An 18,704-nucleotide genomic window follows, 5' to 3' on the forward strand; every position below is an offset into this window, starting at 1 on the left:
GTGGTCAGCCGCTCACTGACTGTTTCCGCCCGGTGGATCAGCGCTCCATGCGTCGCTCAGTAGGTCGATAAACCGACGGATCTTGGGCGACAGGTGACGCTTGCTCGGATAGACGACACGGATGGGCTCCGGAGCGGGCTCGAATGTTTCCAAGATCCTCACCAATGTTCCCAATGCGAGGTCATCGCGGATGAGATAGTCGGGAAGTTGGGCAATGCCTACCCCGGCGCAGGCTGCATGTTGCAAGGCTTCCCCACTGTCCATGACAAGTCTGCTTGCAGTCGAAAAGGATGCATCGCCTTTTTCAGTTCGAAACGTCCATGGTCTTGGGCGTCCTTCGTCTAGAAAGAAACAGCAATGATGCTGAGCCAGGTCGGATGGAGTTTGTGGCGCGTTGTGCTTCGCTAGGTAACTGGGCGATGCACACGCCACCATGCGTTGGTGCGTGACGGTTCGACTGAAGATGCGAGAGTCCTCGCGTGCAGGTCCGGTGCGCACTGCAATGTCGATACCATCTTCAATCAGATCCACAAAGCGATCGGAATACTGCACAACTGCGCCGACGTTTGGCCAGGTGTCGATGAACTGCTCCACTAGCGGAAGCACATACCTCACTCCCAGTGTCACAGGAACACTGATGGCGAGGCGGCCATAGGGAGCTTCCGAACGCAGCGCCATCGCGGTCTCTGTTTCCTTCAGATCCTCAAGGATCAGAGCGCTTCTCGCATACAGAACGTGCCCATCATCCGTTAGGCTCAAGCTCCTGGTCGTCCGGTTCAACAGACGCATCCCCAGTCTTTCCTCCAGACGAACGACGCGCTTGCCAACGGCCGAGCGCGTCAACCCCAGACGTTTGGCGGCCAGCGTGTAATTGCCGCTGTCAACGACCGTAACGAACGCGACAATGTCGTTGATGTTCGTGAGTTCCATCGAGGCCTCTAGGGATTGATCACCGGATCAGTGGGGAACCACATTCCCCAATCGTGCGCCTAATCTTGGCATACCGGTTTTCAAGAACCAATGATCCACTGAGGGAACTTCTGTGAACAAGAACGTCAAGGCAAGCGTCAAAGCGTGGGCTCAGAGCCTGGCAGAGCTTGCCCCGGTAGTGACAGGGGAAAATAAAACACTCACGATGAAAGACATTCGCGACAGCTACGTCGCCATGCTGGCCAAGCAGCTGCCGCCAGCGGACGTGAGTTTCGAGAAGATCGATCTGAACGGCGTGCCCGCCACGCGGGTGACTCCGGCAACGCAGAACACCGATGCCGTCCTGTTTTATATTCACGGCGGGGCCTATATCGTCGGTGCGCCCGATGGATATCACGGAATAGGCGGCAATTACGCGCAGATGCTGGGTGCACGGGTCTACATGCCCGATTACAGGCTTGCTCCCGAGTATCCTTTTCCTACGCCGATTGACGACACGCTAGCGGCCTACAAGGGACTTCTTGCGTTAGGCATCCCAGCGCAAAAAATCGTGTTCGCCGGCGAATCGGCTGGTGGCGCGATGGTGGTTTCCGTCATGGTGGCAGCGCGCAACGCAGGCTTGCCTCTTCCTGCAGCCGGCACTGCGATTTCGCCTTGGGCAAATCTGGAGCACACCGGGGCATCGGTCGCCAATCGCGAAGGACTCGATCCGCTGAATACCGGAGCGGGATTGCGCTTCTTGGCTCGCACTTTCTTGGGCGATGCATTGCCGAATCATCCGATGGCATCTCCTGTGTTTGCCGATGTCACTGGCCTGCCACCGATCCAGATTCAGATCGGCGAGAACGAGTTGATGTTGAGCGACGCGATGCGCCTGGCGACGCATCTGGGCGACAACCGTGTCCGCGTCGATCTTGAAGTCTGGCCGGGCATGTTCCATGCGTGGCACTTTTTTGCAAACGCACTTCCCGAGGCTCGCCAAGCACTTGCAAGCTCAGTGCGATTCTTGAATGCGCAGCTCGAAAAGACCTCGAGCTGACGCTGTCGGGATGACCTTACAGAAGCGGCAGGCTTGCAACCGACTGATGCTGCTGTTTGAACACACTACTATCGGCGAAAAAGCCGGTCGCACAGCGGCGTTGGATAGGAGGTTGCTGGCAAGCCGGCGTGACGCTGAGTGGCCAATCATCTTCACCATCCGCTGTTATGCGATGTCTGAGTCATCGATTTTTCATCGAATACCAAGCACGAAAGTTTCGCCTCGGTGACAAGCGATCCGCTGCTCGCGCGACGTACCCATTCGAGCGCAGCGCTTCATCGCCTCCACACTTTCAAACATTTATCTTTCCAGAAACTTTTCAGGAGTTCTGTCTTGCACAGCCCATCTCGCAGCGATACGCCGAAAGACACGGACAACGCTCGCATTGTCGGTGAGGGCCATGCTCGATCGGCTGCTGCGGACGCGCAGCAATTCCCTTGGTCTGATGCAAGCCTGCCAGCAGAGGTGCGCGCGTGGCTGGTGGTTCAGGCGATGACCGAGGACGAGAAATTTGCATGGTTGTCCGGGCCAATGGCAATTCCGATTGCAGGCAGTGACAAGCCGGAAGGTGCGCTCGGATCAGCGGCCTACTACCCGGCAGTGCCGCGTTTGGGCATTCCTGCGCAACAGCAAACCGATGCAAGCCTGGGTGTAGGCAATCTGGCCAATGTGCGTCCTGGCGACAACGCCACAGCGCTGCCGTCGTCGTTGTTGCTGGGGGCGACCTTTAATCCAATCATGGCGCGCGAAACGGGCGCGATGGTTGGGCAGGAAGCCAGGGCCAAAGGGTTCAATGTGCAGTTGGCGGGCGGGGCGAATCTGGTACGTGAGCCACGTGGTGGACGCAACTTCGAATATGTCTCCGAAGACCCGCTGCTCACTGGTGTGATCGCTGGCAACTCCGTTGCTGGTATTCAGTCGCAAGGCGTGGTTTCGACTGTCAAACACTTTGCGCTCAACCCGCAAGAAACCGGGCGCGTGGTGGTGAACTCGCACATCGCCGATCAGGCGCTCCACGAGTCGGATCTGCTCGCATTCAAAATCGCGATTGAGATTGGCGAACCGGGCGCGGTGATGCCCGGCTACAACCTGGTCAACGGAGAGTGGGCCAGCGAAAATACCTACCTCATCAACACCGTATTGAAGGGGGAATGGGGCTATCCGGGTTGGGTGATGTCCGACTGGGGGGCGACACACTCGGTGGAGAAGGCCGCACTTGCCGGGCTGGACGTTCAATCCGGAGCGAACCTGGACCCTGAGCCTTATTTCGCCGAACCGCTGCGAACCGCCGTCAGCAAGGGCTTGGTCCCCCAATCGCGTATCGACGACATGGTGCATCGTCAGCTGCGTAGCCTTTTTGCCGTCGGCGTTATCGATAATCCGCCCAAGCCAGGCGCCGCGATCGACTACGCCGCGCATCGCCTGTTGGCGCAGCGGTCTGCCGAGCAAGGCATCGTATTGCTCAAGAACCAGGCCGATGTCCTGCCGCTTTCGAGGGGCGCTAACCGCATCGTCGTCATCGGCACGCAGGCGGACATCGGCGTCGTGGCAGGGGGCGGCTCGTCTGCCGTCACTCCGATCGGCAGCGTGACCAAGCCGGGCTTCGAGTTCATGGGCACGATGATGGAGAAGGTCTACCATCCCAGCTCGGTCTTGAACGCCATCAGGGCCGAAGCCTGCGCGGCGCAGGTCGCTTATGTGAGCGCGAACGACGCGGCCGCAGCCGTCGCAGCGGCGCATGGTGCCGATGCGGTCATCGTCGTTGCCGAAGAATGGCGTTCGGAAGGTCAAGATGCCCAAGGTCTCTCCTTGCCCGATGGTCAGGATGCGTTGATCACTGCCGTGGCCAAGGCCAACGCAAACACCGTGGTCGTGCTGATCTCAGGTGGCCCGGTCACGATGCCCTGGTTGGACGACGTCGTTGGCGTGGTCGCAGCGTTCTATCCTGGCCTGGGCGGCGCAGACGCCATCGCTGGCATCTTGTTTGGCCGCGTCAACCCGTCCGGGCGCCTGCCCATCACGTTCCCACAGAGCGTCGAACAGTTGCCGCATCCTGAGCAGCGAGATCCGTCGACCACGACGTCCAATCCGGGGGAGCCGATCAAGGGCGAGATCTTCTGCATGGATTACAACGTCGAGGGCGCGGACGTAGGGTATCGCTGGTTCGACGCGCGCTCGCTAACACCGCTATTCCCGTTCGGATACGGGTTGTCGTATACGCGCTTTGAAACCCACGACCTTCGCGTGAGTGACGAAGGTGGCAGGTTTGTCGCGCGCTTTGTTGTCAGCAATTGCGGCGACCGTGCCGGAGCGTATGTGGCGGGCGAGGGCGCGATTAAATTTCCAAAACGGCTGGGTGCCTTCGCGCGCGTCGCGCTTGCGCCGGGCGAGAGCAAAACGTTGGAGCTTGCGATCGATCCAAGATTCTTCGCCAGGTTCGACAGCGCAGCGCGTCGGTGGGCGATTTCGGAAGGCACCTACAGCGTTCGCTTGGCGGACAACGCAGCCGATCCGGGGACGTCTATGTCGTTGAACGTGGGCGCTCGCACCGTCAGGCCTTCTGGTGGTGGCGCGTGAGAGCTGTGGGGTGACTCCGTCCATCGAAGATGGCACGGCGCGTGGTTAAGGCCGAAGAAGGACGAGTTGGCAATGCCGGCCGGCGCTGGCACGGGTAGCATCGGCTGCATGGATTTCTGATCCAGTCCCATCGGTTGCCCGTTTGAACAAGAACCCCGCCGCGAGGCGGGGTTCTTGCGTTATCGCAGCAGCGGTGTGGCATGGGTGGCGCGTGCCGATCTTGCCTGGTCAGTGCACAGGAGACGAACTGCTGGCACTGGCGTGAGGGTCGGTCCCAGCCTCCGGCGCCACCGTGTGCTCGGTTGACGTGGGGGTGGCGGAACCACCGGCGTGGTCGTCGATCTCGCTCTCGGTGGCGCCGTCCACCCCGCCTTTGACCTCGGCAGTGGCCGTCTGGATTGTCGACGGCCCGGCAGTGCCGTCGGCCGCTGTCGGCGCAACCGGCGGTTCGGCACCCTCGCTGCCCTCCTCGATCTCGGTGATGACGACGCTGCTTGGCCGGGTCGGCGCTGTTGCGCCGGCGTCCTGAACTGCCTGCAGCGCGGCCTCTGCGACCAGTTGCCCATAGGCCTGCTGATCCTCCTGCTTCAGACTCAGGAAATACGCCAAGGTACTGCGCGTCCTTTCCTGCAGCTCCTGTTGCGTGCCGGGAAGACCGGTGGCCAGTGGCGTGCCGTCTGGCCCCTTGAACATCCGCATGATCTGCTGGCGTCCCCGCGTGATCTGGCGTCCACCCCAGTTCATCGCCAATTCCGAGCCGCGTGCCATCGGGCCTGGCATGGTCACCGCCATCAACGACATGATGGCGCCGGCGTAATACGGCGATGCGGACGATGCTTCGATCAAGCTCTTGTCGGCGAAGGTCTTGGATAGCTTCTCCGCGCCAAGCGCCAGTGCCATGACCATGCTGCTGGAACACATGGCCTTGAAACGCTCCATCGCATCCTGGCGATTGGCGTTCGCATTGAACGTCGACTGCAACATCGCCGTCGTCACCACGATCGAGTCGGCGATGAGGTCGACCGTGCCGATCCGGTCCGGTTGGATCAGATAGACGGTCAGCCCGGTCACGCCCCCGCCCAGCAGTGCCAAGGTCAGTTTGGACGAGAAATCGTGATTGTCGATCTGGCGGGGAATCGCTGCCGGTTGGTCCTGATCGGCATGCAGTGCCGCACTCAATCGCTTGCTGCATCGATCCAGCGTTTCCAGCAGGTGCGTGCACTGCGCATTGAGCGTGCGGGTGAGTTCGCCGCCGTCTTCCTCGCCACTGAAATCGCGGCGCGCCTGTTGGAATGCGTCTCTGCCGGACAGTATCGCCTGGCCGATCTCGTCGAGCTGCGTACGCAGCTGCGTGGTGATCTGGCCGGGGGTCAGGGCGGTACGCATCCGCTCGGCGTGTGTTGGCAAGCCTGCGCGTTGCGCCAGGTTCGCCCCCATGTGCGAGGCCCGTTGATACAGCCGATTGCCGAGCGCATTGATGCTGTGCCAGAAGAACGGCGTGAGCACCAGCGCGGCACAGGCGGCCGATGCGGCTGCGGCAAATCCCAGGTTATTTTCCACCGCTTCGGCCTGATGCCGGGTGGACGGATTGCCGAACTTCTTGGGCAGTTCCGTGCCGAGAAACATGCCATTGAGCAGGATGGAGTACAGGTGCATCTCGTTGGCGTCGCGCCCTAACTGGCCTCCCATCAGTGGAAACGGCAAGCCATCGGCGGTTGGCCGCAGTGCCGATGCCGACAGCGTCATTACACCGCGGGTCGCTGCGGCAATGGAGTAGGCAAAGGTCTTGGCCTGATTGCCGAGCAGCGGGCTCGGTACGGCCAATGGCCACAGATTGACCAGGTTGGCCAGCGACTTCAGCGTGCGCCCGAGCGCAGGTGTGCCGTGTTCCAGCGGGTGCAACGCGTCTTCCACGGCCTTGATATCGCCGAGTAACTGCTGTCGGAGACGATTCTCCAGTCCATTTTCGCGGTCGGCCACGACGTCGCGCAATTCCGAGACGGACTGGCGGCACATCTCCAGGCTGGCGGGCCCGCCGCTCTCCGAACCCAGGCTGCGTACCACGCGCAAGAAGGCCGGATCGTCGGCATGTATCTGCAGCATGCTGCGTAGGTCTACCAGCGACCAGAGATTGGACGCAGCGCTGGATGCCGTTGCCGACACTTGCTGCGCGCCTCTGGTCAGCGCCGACTGCGCGCGCGCGCGCAGCGATGGTGCGTCGGTGGGCGCCGCTGACTGCCTGGTGCGGGACGGCGTGTTGGTGCGTTGTAGCGGAGCCAGCGCAGTCAGCGCTGGATCGATGGGGGTGGTTGCCGGTGATGCGGACGGGCGCGCTGCCGGGTCGTTTGCGTCGTTGGGGGGATGGTCGGAGGCTGGGGCGGAGGAAGACGGTGTGGTGACGGGGGTGTTTCTGATCTCCATAGCGTGGTGTCCTCGATGTAGGGGCGAGCAGACAGCGCGTGGTGCGCGAACCATGATCCGGATGCACGCCGTCGGCCCATGCTGCGGATGTGAAATGTTGCGTTGCAACGCTGTCTTGCGTGCCTGCGGTACGGATCGACTGCAACCTGGATGCACTTAATTAATCGGAGCGCGCTCGGCCAGCGTCGCTGACCGACCGAGGACTGCTAATGCGTCGCTGCGGCAGGAGTTTCGTCTATCTCGGTGATGGTCACACCTCTTCGAGGCACCTGCGGATGTGCTTGGGTGGCGGCTGCGTCAATCGCCTGCGCAACGGTCTCGCCGACTATGTCTGCGTATCTTTCGAGATCCTCTGGGTCGAGGCCTTCCACATATTCGGCGGTGGCCTGAATCTGCTCCTGCATTTCCTCAAAAGAGGAAGGCATCCGTGTCGCAAGCTCGGTTCCGTCGGGGCCGGTGAATAGACGCATCAGGCTGCTTCCAGCCACATTCATCGCCAACTCCGCGCCACGTGCGATCGGGCCCGGCATCGTCACCGCCATCAGCGACATGATGGCACCGGCATAGAACTGTGCGTTGGGCGAGGACTCGATCAGGCTCTTGTCAGTGAGCGTCTTGGACAATTTCTCTGCGCCCAGTGCAAGAGCGATGACCATACTGCCGCCGCACATGGCCTTGAAGCGGTCCATCGCGTCCTGCCTGGTGGCCTGCTTGTTCAACGTCGATTGCGCCATCACCGCTGTCACGATGCATGTGTCGCTGAGCAGATTGATCGTGCCTAACCGATCCGGTTGGACCAGGTAGATGGTCGAGCCCGTCACCGCAGTAGCCAATATCGTCAATGCTACCTTGGAGGCGACATCTTGGTTGCGCATTTCGCGTGGCACACTCTGCTGGTGGCCATCGAGCTGCAGCACGCTGGCGAGCCGTTTGCTGCACGTGTCCAGCGTTTCTAGCAGATGCGTGCATTGTGCATTCACCGTTCTGGTGAGTTCCCGCCCTCCGTCCTGACCGACGAAGATGCAGCGCGCCTGCTGAAAGGAATCGCAGGAGGCGTCCAGTTGGCCCCGGATGTCCTCCAGCTGAGAGCGCAGCGCGTCATTGATGCTGGCAGGCGTCAGGCGAGCACGCAGTTGTTGCGCCTGGTTGTTCAGGCCCGCCGCCTCGGCTGCGGCCGCACCCAGGCGTGCCGTTTTGTCCAGCATCTTGTTGCCGAGTTTGTTAAGACTGCTCCACAGGAACGGTGTGAGCATTATCGCCGTGAAGCTCACCGAAAGGCCTGCGGCGTAGCCTATGTTTTGGCTGACCGCTTCTGCTTCCTTGCGCAACGTTGGATTGCCGAATTTCTTCGGAAGTTCGGTGGTGAGGAATAGCGTATTTATCAGTACATTGTAGAGATGCATTTCGTTCGCGTCGCGGCCTAGTTGACCGCCGGCGAACGGAAACGGCAGGCCGTCGGCGCTGGGACGCAACGCCGAGGCCGACATCGCCAGCACACCCTTGGTGGCAGTGGACATCGTGAAGGCGAAGGTTTTTGCTTGTTTGCCCATTAGGGGGCTAGGGACCACGATCGGCCAAAAATTGATCAGGTTGGCGATCGATTTGAACACCCTCGAGGAGACCGGCATGGCGTGATCAAGCGGCTGCAATGCGTTCTGCACCGACTTGATATCGCTCAGCAACTGCTTGCGCTGATGTGGACTCAGCCCTTGTGCAGTGTTGATGAGTTCGCCGAGGTCCTGGATTTGCTGGCGACAGGACGACAAGGTATGCGGCGTCAGTTGTTCCGGATCCTCCCCTTTCAGAACTGCCAGAAATGCCGGATCGCCCGCATGCATCTGCAGCATCGTACGCAGGTCGGAGAGCGACCAGAGATTAGACGCGGCCCTAGATACCGCAGCAGAGGCGTGCCGAACGCCGCTTGCCAAAGCAGCGTTTGCGCGTCCGGCCAGTGTTGCAGCAGTGGATGTGCCGGAGGTGCGTTCCGATGAATGCGGCTGCATTTCAGGGGCGTGCGATCCAGTCGGCGAAGAGCTGCGCATGGAGCTGGAGGTGGACGCGCTCGAACGGCTGCGCGGAGTGAGCGCCGACAAGTTGGGGTTCACCGGCGCCTGCACCGGCGATGCGGGGGAGGCACCGTCTGCGACGGGTGTGGAGTCCGTATGGAGGTCTTGCGATGGAGCGAGAGAAAAGGGTCCTGCAACTGGCGGCTTCTTGATCTCCATGGTGGTTTCCTTGATGGGGAAATGGTCAGCTCGCCATCTATGGCGCGCATGAATCATCCGAAAAAAGAATGCCGGCCTGTACAGCGCGATGCGAAATGCTGCACTTAAGGAAGAACCGTTGGAACAAGGCCACGGCAACTTAGGATCGCGCGGCATGTTGCTACTAGGGAACCTCTGAACAACTCTTTCGCCAGCTTCCGATCAGTACCTGGGGCAGTCTCCGTCACTCGCAATCCATTGATTTCCAGCATGAGCGACCGCCGCGATCAGGCGAAATCCCGAGTTCGCTCGCAACGCCACGAGTTGTTCAGAGGTTCCCTAGCGCACGGTCGAGTGCGCTCGCGCCTTGTTAACTGCCGCGACGACGGCCCAAGTCGCCAAAATGACGATGCGCATCACATTATTTTGGCTGGTCTTGACACCGATGTCATCGCAGCTCTAGCGTCGCTGGGCAGGCGTTTGCGCCGCGTGGTCGGGGGGGCCATCGGACAAGGGGCGGCGGTGCATGCATCGCTGGCAGACGTCGTTGCAGCGCACTGCCACGCCGGCCGCGTCCGGCTTCTCCCGGGGATCTTATGAACTGCCGCAGTCATCGTCTTGCCTTGTCGATTTCCGTGTCCCTTGCACTGACGGCCGCCGCTGCGCCGCCGCTCATGGCCCAGCAAACCGAGCCGGACACACCGCGCGCCACGTCCACCCTGGATGCGGTCAGCGTCACCGGCTCGCGCATCAAGCGCGCGCAGGTCGAAGGCGCGCAGCCGGTGGTCACCATCTCCGCGCAGCAGATCCAGCAGGAAGGCTTCGCCACCGTCTACGACGTGCTCAACAGCATGAATCAGCAGGGCTCGGTAGAAGCCGATACGCAATGGGGCTCGCACACGCCCAACGCCTCTCCGATCAATTTGCGCGACCTGGGGCCGGGGCGCACCCTGCTGCTGGTCAACGGCCACCGCGTCGCCGATTACCCGCTGCCTTACGGCGGCGAAAGCAACTTTTCCAACTACAGCAATATCCCGTCCGCGGCGGTGGAGCGCATCGAGATCCTCACCGGCGGCGCCTCGGCGATCTATGGCTCGGATGCGGTGGCCGGCGTGGTCAACGTGATCCTCAAGCGCGACTACCAGGGCGACCAGGTGCGCCTGCGTGGCGGCACCGCCACCGAAGGCGGGCGCGACAGTTTCGATGTGTCGTGGGCGGGCGGGCGCACCGGCGAAAACTGGAGCGTGACCTACGCCCTGCAGGCCACGCGGCGCGACCCCTTGAGCGGCCGCGATCGCCCGGAAATGGACGATTCGGACGACATGTCCTATTCCAACTGGACCGGCCAGAACCGCCTGTACGGCTTCAATCCATTCACTGGCCTGAGCCTGGTCGATGCCAACACCAACCAGCGTCTCGCCCCGCCTGCGGGCACCTGCGCGCGCTTCGGCGGCGAGTTCGTCGATGCGCAGCGGCTGAGCTACGACCAGAACAGCGGCGCGCTCACCAATGCCGGCAACTATTGCGGCGTGGCGCGCGATTACGGCGACTGGGGCCTGGTCACCGGCAGCGAAGATTATTCGGCGTATCTCTACGGCACCTGGAAGTTCGGCGAGGCCACCGAGGCCTGGGCCACGCTGTCGGCCAACCGCAGCATCGGGCGCTGGACCTACGACCCGCCATACGCGTATCTGGGCCCATTCCAGGACGCGGCCACCGGGCGCTCGTTGAACCTGATCCGTCAGCTCACCCGGCGCGAAGCCGGCGGCTGGGACCGGCTGGCCAACTACAACAAGGAACAATCGTGGGATCTCAGCGCCGGCCTGCGCGGGGTCTGGGCCGACCGTTTCGATTGGGAGTTGAGCCTGGGCCGCTCGCGCTACACCGTGGACGAATACATCCGCACCGTGGATACCGCGCGTGCCACCGAATACTTCCTCGGCAGCCCCACCGGTACCGCGGCCGATGGCTCGCCCATCTATGCAATCAACGAAGCGCGCCTGTACGCACCGCTGTCGTCGGATCAGTACGACGACCTGGTCGCCAAATCGCACAACGCCGCGTATTCCTGGGTGAATCAGGCCAGTTTCAGCCTCAGCGGCGATCTGGTGCAGGGCTGGGCCGGGCCGATCCGCTTCGCCACCGTGGCCGAAGTGGCCAAGCAGGGCTATCAGCTGTCGCCGGACCCGTGCGCCAACGCGTGCTACCCGGTGGATGTGGTCGATAGCGGCGGCGGCGAACGCGTGCGCAGCTCGGCCGGCCTGGAATTCCAGATCCCGTTGCTGTCCACGTTGAGCGCGAATGTGGCCGGTCGCTACGACCGCTATGGCAGTTACCGGTCGTCGGCCGCCATCGCCACCGATGTCGGCACGCAAAGCGATACCACCTGGAGTGCGGGGTTGGAATGGCGCCCGGTCGAGAGCCTGTTGTTGCGTAGCACGCTGGCCACCAGCTTCCGCGCGCCGGACATGCACTACGTGCTCGGCGAACCCAGCTCCACCAACCAGACCGTGATCGATCAATACCGCTGCATTTCCTCAGGCGCCTACCTCACCGGCGGCTGCAACGACGAAAACAACGATATCTACTACACCGTGGATGTGAATCGGCGCGGCACCCCGGATCTACGCTCGGAAACCGGCCGCTCGTTCACCGGTGGCGTGGTGTGGGATATCGCGCAAGGGGTGTCGCTGAGCGTGGATTACTACCGCATCCAGCTGGAGGAAATGATCAAGGATCTGGACCGCGACGAGATCCTGTCGGCCGAAGCCGGCTGCCGCACCGGCACCACCGTCAGCGGCGGCGCCTGGAACAATCCCGGCGGTGCGGGCTATTGCGACACCATCACCTCGCGGGTGGTGCGCAATGCCGACGGCACCATCGCCAGCATCGAGCGCGGCCCGATCAACCTGGCGCAGATGGAAACCTCCGGCATCGATGCATCGCTGAAATATCGCCTTGCCACCGCGGGCTGGGGCAACTTCCAGCTGTCGCTGGATTATAACAACCTGATCGCCTATCGCGAACAGATCTACCGCACCGACAGCGACGAAAACCGCCGCGACGAACGGGTGCGCAGCCGGGTGCGCGGCAGCGTGCATTGGGACAACGGCGGCGCCTGGGACTGGACGGTGTACTTCCGCCGGCTCGGCTCGATGCGTGCGGTCAACTGGGGCACCTGCGCGCGCTTCGACGATGGCTACCAACCCAGTGCATCGGACCAATGCCTGGTCACCGACACCGCCAACGTGCATCTGGGCGAGAGCAGCAAGCGTTACTTCGGCCGCGTGGGCCCGGCGATCTACTGGAACCTCAGTACCGGCTACAAGATCACCGACCAAGCCAAGGTCAATTTCTACGTCAACAACGTGTTCAACGAAGTGGGCTACGAAAACAAGGAGCGCTTCTACGGCTACGGGTTCTACAACACCACCTTGTTCAACCCGATCGGCCGCGAAGTGGCAGCGGAGTATGTGTTTACGTTTTGAGTGAAGGCGGCCGCATCGCACGCCACGGCACAGCGCCGTGGCGTGCGATGCATCGTCGAGGCAAGCCGTACTCGATCCCGGCTTGCCAGCGCGCGCGTGGCGATGCCACGCATCGGTTCGCCCAGCTTGTCGTGCGATGTGGCGGCTGGCGCGGCACATGCGGCTTGCAGGCACCCTGCATGGGCACCGCTGCAACGTTCCGTTGCCGATGAAACTGTGGCAACGCGCAAATACGCGTGGTATCAATGCATCCCATGAACGCACCCCGCAGCCAGTTTTATTTTTGGTACTACGGTTTTCCGATGCCGCTGGCGGAGGAAGGAGTGCGTTCACCCTGAAGGAAACTTCAGCAGCATTCCCGAAAAGCCGCCAGCGCACACTGGCGGCTTTTTTGTTGCCGCCTCGCCTGGCTCCCCGATGCAACCGCCGACCCGAGACACTGTTATGCCGCCCGTAACCGATGACCTGCGTATCCGCAAGATCGAAGCCCTCGCACCGCCTTCGCAGCTGCTGTCGCTGCTGCCCTGCGATGAGCGCGCCTCCGAAACCGTCACCAACTCGCGCGCCGCGCTGCACGAGATCCTGCATGGGCGCGACGACCGCCTGGCGGTGGTGATCGGGCCCTGCTCGATCCACGACCCGGTCGCGGCGATGGAGTACGCGCACCGGCTGCGCCCACTGCGCGAGCAGTTCGGCGATGCGCTGGAGGTCGTGATGCGGGTGTACTTCGAAAAGCCGCGCACCACCATCGGCTGGAAGGGCCTGATCAACGATCCGGACCTGGATGGCAGCTTCCAGATCAACAAGGGGTTGCGCGTGGCGCGCGGCCTGCTGCGCGACATCAACAACCTTGGATTGCCGGCCGGTGTGGAGTTTCTCGACATCATTTCGCCGCAATACATCGCCGACCTGGTGGCCTGGGGCGCAATCGGCGCACGCACCACCGAAAGCCAGGTGCATCGCGAAATGGCCTCTGGCCTGTCGTGTCCGGTGGGGTTCAAGAACGGCACCGGTGGCGACGTCAAGATTGCGGTGGACGCGGTGGGCGCGGCCTCGCATCCGCATCATTTCCTGGCCGTGACCAAGGACGGCCAGACCGCGGTGGCAGCCACGGCGGGCAATCCGGATTGCCATGTGATCCTGCGCGGCGGCAAGGTGCCCAACTTCGATGCGGCCAGTGTCGAATCGGCCAGCCAGGTGCTCAACACCTCCGGTCTGCCGGCACGGCTGATGATCGACGCCAGCCACGCCAACAGCGGCAAGAATCCCGACAACCAGCCCAAGGTGATCGACGATATCGCGCGGCAGCTGGAAGGCGGCGAGACGCGCATCGTCGGCGTGATGGTCGAGAGCCATCTGGTCGGCGGCCGCCAGGAACTCGTCGCAGGTTGCGAGCTGACCTACGGCCAGAGCATCACCGATGGCTGCCTGGACTGGGACACGTCGTTGCAGGTACTGGATCGCCTGGCCACTGCAGTGCGCGCCCGGCGCGCGCGGCGGATTGCCGAGGCTGCGTAAGCGTGCGGCATCGCGTTCGTTGACTGATTTTGAGCTTGCGGATTGGTCGGTTTGCGGATGCGGCATCAGGTGTCGCCCGGACCCGCATCCGGCGCGATGCGCCACCTTCTCCCGATGGGAGAAGGCCGAGAGCGTCGTTTCTTCGGACAGGATGAAAGCAGCGCGCATCGACAGGATGAAAGCGTCTTTCGTCCGAGAAAACCAAAGCCGCCGTGCTGGCGGGAGAGGTTTGGGGCGATGGTGCGGCGGAAAAACCCATCCATCGCCTGAAGCACCACACGGGCGGCCAAAGAAAACCGCCGGACCGGCGCAGGGAGCCGGTCCGGCGGATTGAACAACACCACCCACTGGTGACCCGTCGCTGCGGTGGCTAGGGGGGAGAGACGTTCTGCACCGCCAGCGAGCGGGTAGAGACGTTATCGCCCGTGCGCTTGGCCTGCGCATGTCGCTGCGTGGCGCAGGCAGACATGAAGTTTCGAAAGAGTTAAGCAGTACCGCGGCGGTGCTTCACTTGCGTACATCGCTGCACGCATGACCACGCAACCCAATAACCTGTGCATGCACGCAACGTCCAGCCCAGCATGTCGCCAGGGTCGAGTCAGCGCTGGCGCCGCACCAATGACTCCAGTCAGCGTATGCGGAGTGTGCGCGCCATCGCTATCGTGATTGGCGCGTGCCACCTGGTGTTCCAGTGCATTGCGATAGCGCGGGGACACGCAATGGTCGAGCGACTGGCGCGCGTGCTGGTTGGGTCTGAACAGGCGCAGATTGGCCACTGCTTGCCCTGCAGGTTCGTCGCTTTGATGCGCTGCGCCAGCGCCATTGGCGCCGCCTTGGGATAGCCGGAGCCGATGAAGCCGCTCGTCGCCACGGTCTGGTCCGGTTGGGTCGGCGCGGCTGCCGCTCGGCAGACACCCTTCGGTCGCGCAGCAGCGCGTACATGACGCGTTACTCGGATATGGCGGGCACCGCGGCAACGGGGCAGCGCCATTATGGCCGCAGCTGGCATCTGGCTGCGTGCGACCTTGGTGCAATGGTCACTGGCGTCTGCTGCCAGTGAGGCCGCCATCTGCAATCGCTGCGCCCGGCGTCAGCCGAACGCGGCCGCACCGCGTCGACGCCTGGATGCGTGTCGCGCATGCAGAGGCGACAGCGCGCATTCCAGCATCCACCTGACAGCGCCTCCATCGTGTCGTGCGCGCTCAGCATTCACGCCTCGCCGTCGGCGCACCCGCGATAGTGGTGGCCGACTCGTCTTTGCCTGCGCCCATGCCCTCTCTTCGCGAACGCTTTCAGCGCTGGCCCCGGCCGTGGCGGCTCGCAGTGCTTGTGCTGTTGGCGCTGTACGCGCTGTATCTGTTGGCCGGCAATGTGTTTCTCAACACGCCGTTGTTCGATGCCACGACCAACCGGCAGCCGCACAAGTTCACCATGCAGACCGGCCCGGCACTGACGCTGTTCCCGGGCGAGGTGATGGCCTGGAATGTGCGCATGCGCGGGCAGGCCAACCGCACCGTGTATGTGTTGCATGCCGATCGTGCGCATGCACGCATCGCGCTGCTGCCGCTGTTCCGGCGTGAGGTCCGTCTGCCGTGGCTGCATGCCACCGGCCTGAGCGCGGAAGTGGAAACCTCCGACACGCCGATCCCGCCACCGCCGCGCGGCGACCAGGGCTGGACGCTGCGCTTCGATGCGATCAGCAGCAACAGCATCCGCAGCGCGCGGCTCGGCAAATTGCTGATCGCCGGCAACGGCCACGGCACGGTCGGCTTTCTGAAACAGCTCAAGGGTGGGCCATCGGAGCTGTTTCCGTCCGAGGCCGGCTTTACCGATGCGGTGGTCAGCTTCGATGGCGTGCAGGTGTTCAATGGCGCGCAATTGGATGCGCAGTTTCAGTTTCCGCGTCACTACCGCGATGAAGCGCCTGGTCTGCGCAAACTCGGCATCACCCATGCGCGCCTGCAGTTGAAGGCCAGTACGGTGGCCTTGAAGATCGATACCGGTGCCCCGCACGTGGACATCCGCAGCGGGCCATCGGCCGCGCGCGTGGAGGCTGACATCACGCTGGACCGCGGCGCGCTGCAGCCGGGCAGCCATGCGGTGTGGCGGCTGCCGTTGATGGCCGGTGTCGGTGCGACTGACCGCGGCATGTTGGCGTTACAGCTGGACGTGGCGCAGGACATGCGCGTGCAGGCGCGTTTGCCGCGCGATGCAGACACCGGCAGCGAACTGCACGCCGATCTGCGCATTGCTGGGCGTAGCATTCCCTTCCAGGAGCCGGCGCAGATCTTGCCGCGGCTATCGGGACAGGTGCAGGGGCGCTGGAAGTTCGAATCCTTGAACTGGATCGCCGAGCTATTTGTGCGTAAGCCGTGGTTTCAGCTGGAAGGCGGCGGCCTGGTGGAAGCCGATCTACGCCTGGCGCAAGGTCGGCTGACCAGCGGCAGCAGCCTGGAGATTCCACGTGTGGAGGCGGTGGCGCAGGTGTTCGACACGCGTTTGACCGGCATCGCCAGGGCGCGCGGCCGCATCGACGATGCCGCCACCCCGCAGGCGCATCTGGATGTGAGCATTCCAACGTTCCGCGCCGCGCCACGCGATGCGCCCAAGCAGGTCCTGCTGGATGGCCGCGACCTGCAGCTGGCCATGCATGGCGATGCGGAACTGGTGCGCCTGCGCGATACGCTCAAGGCGCAGCTGCGTTTTAGCGATGCGAAGGTGCCCGACCTGACGGTCTACAACCGCTATCTCTCCGGTAAGGCCGTGCGTCTGCTCGGCGGCAGCGGCAGCCTGACCGGCGATGTCGCGCTTAACGCAGCCGGCGATGTCGGCAGCGGGCATGCGCATCTGCGCGGGCAGGGCGCGCATCTGGCGCTGGCCGGCGTGCAAATGCGCGGCGATGCCGAACTGCAGGCGCAGCTGCAACGCGCCGACTTCAAGAACAAGTTCTTCGACCTCAGCGGGACGCGCGTGCGTCTGCGCAACATGCGCGTGGGCGAGGACGCTGCCGATGCTACTTGGTGGGGCGAGCTGCAGGTCGGGGCCGGCACCATCCAGGCCAGTGCGCCGTTCCAGCTGGACGCCGACGCGGCGCTGCGCATGCGCGATGCCGCGCCGCTGCTGTCGGTGTTCGCGCAGCGAGCCGACTATCCGCGCTGGGTGGTGGGCTTGCTGGATTCGGGCGAGCTTGATGCCACCGGCCGCGTGCGTTGGCGCAAACAGCAACTGACGGTCGACGACCTGCAGGCGGAAAACGCGCGGCTTTCGTTGCGCGCGCGCCTGGCGCTGGACGACGACACGCGGCGCGGCAATCTGTATCTGCGTTGGGGCGTGCTCGGCGCCGGCATCGAACTCGATGGCAAGCAGCGTCAATGGCATCTGGCCGGCGCGCGCGAGTGGTACGACAAACAGCCGGGCTTGCTGCCGCCGGTGTCCAAGCATAAGTAGCCGGTATCCAAGCAGAAGTCAGTGCTTGATGGTTCGTGATGGCGTGGCGTAGTGATGCGTTAGGCATGCATCGGTGCAATGCCGTGTCGGCGCGCGTTGCAGGCAGCGCGGCGGATGCATCAAACGGCTAAAAACGGCTAACACAACGACTGCCAAGCCGTCAGACGAGCGCGGCCAGTGCTCGGATTCGGCACGGCCCACTCGTTCACTGCATGTGCTGTGTGCCGTCCATATCCACCTGACGACTGCCTGCTAGGTGCCGGCAACGTGTTGCATCACCCGGTCGCCTGATGGAGCATTGCGCCGAGCGTTCGATGCGAAGCATCCACACCAAACGCCATGCCGCGCGGCAGTCATCGCTTCGCCTTCGCTACGCGCATGCGCAGCAATGTCGCCCGATACGCACCGCACTCACGGCCGGCTTGGCACACTGCGCGGCGCCGCCTGCGCGGTCTTGTAAGGAGCCTGCCGTCATGACGATGCCCGTTCGCGCCCGCTGGCGCGCAGTGCCTCGCGCGCTGCGTTGGCCGTTATCGGCAGTGATCGCGCTGTATGCCAGCTACCTGCTGCTAGGCAACCTGCTGCTCAACACGCCGCTCGGGCCGGCAGCGCTCAATCGCAAGCCGGACACCTTCGCCATGCAGTGGGGCCCTGGGCTGACCTGGTGGCCGGGACGGATGATGTTGTGGGATGTCGATCTGCACGGCAGCTCAGTACGCAACCGCTGGAGCGTCAGCGCGCAGCGCATGAGCGGACAGATCCGGATATTGCCCTTGCTGCATCGGCAACTGCTGGTGCCGGAACTGCATGTGCAGGGTGTGCGTGCCGGCCTGCAGTCGGTACCGTCCGTAGCGGATGCCGTGGGCGCAGCTCCCGTTGCCAACGCGGTGGGTGCGCCCACAGCAACCACGACGATGGACGCAACATCGAATGCATCCGCGACCGGTACACCCGAAGAAGCCGCAGCGAACGCCACGCGCGCGACAGCAGCGCTTTCGACAGCAACACCAACGCCACCCGCAGAACCTGCGAAGCCGACACCACCAGCAACATCTCCATCAGATCGGGCACACAATCCGC

Annotated in this window: 8 protein-coding genes and 1 pseudogene; 6 read left to right on the forward strand and 3 right to left on the reverse strand. The window is 63.2% G+C overall.

Going from position 1 to position 18,704, the window contains the following annotated elements; translation table 11 throughout:
• Positions 1 to 12: 12 nt before the first annotated feature.
• Positions 13 to 930, reverse strand: coding sequence for a LysR family transcriptional regulator (locus tag XdyCFBP7245_RS03495; protein ID WP_104614403.1), 918 nt, complete (start codon positions 928 to 930; stop codon positions 13 to 15).
• Between the two features lie 112 nt (positions 931 to 1,042).
• Between XdyCFBP7245_RS03495 and XdyCFBP7245_RS03500 the strand changes: the two genes are divergently transcribed.
• Together XdyCFBP7245_RS03500 and XdyCFBP7245_RS03505 are read left to right on the forward strand one after the other, a co-directional pair.
• Positions 1,043 to 1,969: an alpha/beta hydrolase gene (locus XdyCFBP7245_RS03500; RefSeq protein WP_104614404.1), complete on the forward strand. Its 927-nt coding sequence runs from the start codon at positions 1,043 to 1,045 to the stop codon at positions 1,967 to 1,969.
• A gap of 333 nt (positions 1,970 to 2,302) precedes the next feature.
• Positions 2,303 to 4,546, forward strand: a complete 2,244-nt coding sequence (locus XdyCFBP7245_RS03505; RefSeq protein ID WP_211287634.1) for a beta-glucosidase — start codon at positions 2,303 to 2,305, stop codon at positions 4,544 to 4,546.
• Between the two features lie 228 nt (positions 4,547 to 4,774).
• Here XdyCFBP7245_RS03505 and xopX (XdyCFBP7245_RS03510) read toward each other — a convergent pair whose 3' ends face one another.
• Both xopX (XdyCFBP7245_RS03510) and xopX (XdyCFBP7245_RS03515) read right to left on the reverse strand, forming a co-directional pair.
• Complete coding sequence (xopX, locus tag XdyCFBP7245_RS03510; protein ID WP_244907754.1) at positions 4,775 to 6,967, reverse strand: XopX family type III secretion system effector; 2,193 nt, start codon at positions 6,965 to 6,967, stop codon at positions 4,775 to 4,777.
• A 206-nt stretch (positions 6,968 to 7,173) separates the two neighbouring features.
• Entirely contained in the window at positions 7,174 to 9,192 is a 2,019-nt protein-coding gene (xopX, locus tag XdyCFBP7245_RS03515) for a XopX family type III secretion system effector (protein WP_104614453.1), read from the reverse strand.
• Between the two features lie 653 nt (positions 9,193 to 9,845).
• On the opposite strand from xopX (XdyCFBP7245_RS03515), the gene XdyCFBP7245_RS03520 reads away from it, so the two are divergent.
• The 4 genes and pseudogenes from XdyCFBP7245_RS03520 to XdyCFBP7245_RS24875 all read left to right on the forward strand — a co-directional run.
• On the forward strand, positions 9,846 to 12,659 hold the full coding sequence (locus XdyCFBP7245_RS03520) for a TonB-dependent receptor plug domain-containing protein (protein WP_170068484.1): 2,814 nt from the start codon (positions 9,846 to 9,848) through the stop codon (positions 12,657 to 12,659).
• 444 nt (positions 12,660 to 13,103) lie between these two features.
• Positions 13,104 to 14,177, forward strand: coding sequence for a 3-deoxy-7-phosphoheptulonate synthase (locus XdyCFBP7245_RS03525; protein WP_104614406.1), 1,074 nt, complete (start codon positions 13,104 to 13,106; stop codon positions 14,175 to 14,177).
• Between the two features lie 1,269 nt (positions 14,178 to 15,446).
• Entirely contained in the window at positions 15,447 to 17,624 is a 2,178-nt protein-coding gene (locus XdyCFBP7245_RS03535; RefSeq protein ID WP_170068486.1) for a translocation/assembly module TamB domain-containing protein, read from the forward strand.
• Positions 17,625 to 18,097: 473 nt separating this feature from the next.
• A pseudogene (locus XdyCFBP7245_RS24875) lies at positions 18,098 to 18,464 on the forward strand (hypothetical protein); the annotation flags it as partial.
• Positions 18,465 to 18,704: the final 240 nt, after the last annotated feature.

It is taken from the genome of Xanthomonas dyei (assembly GCF_002939865.1).
GTDB lineage: Bacteria > Pseudomonadota > Gammaproteobacteria > Xanthomonadales > Xanthomonadaceae > Xanthomonas > Xanthomonas dyei.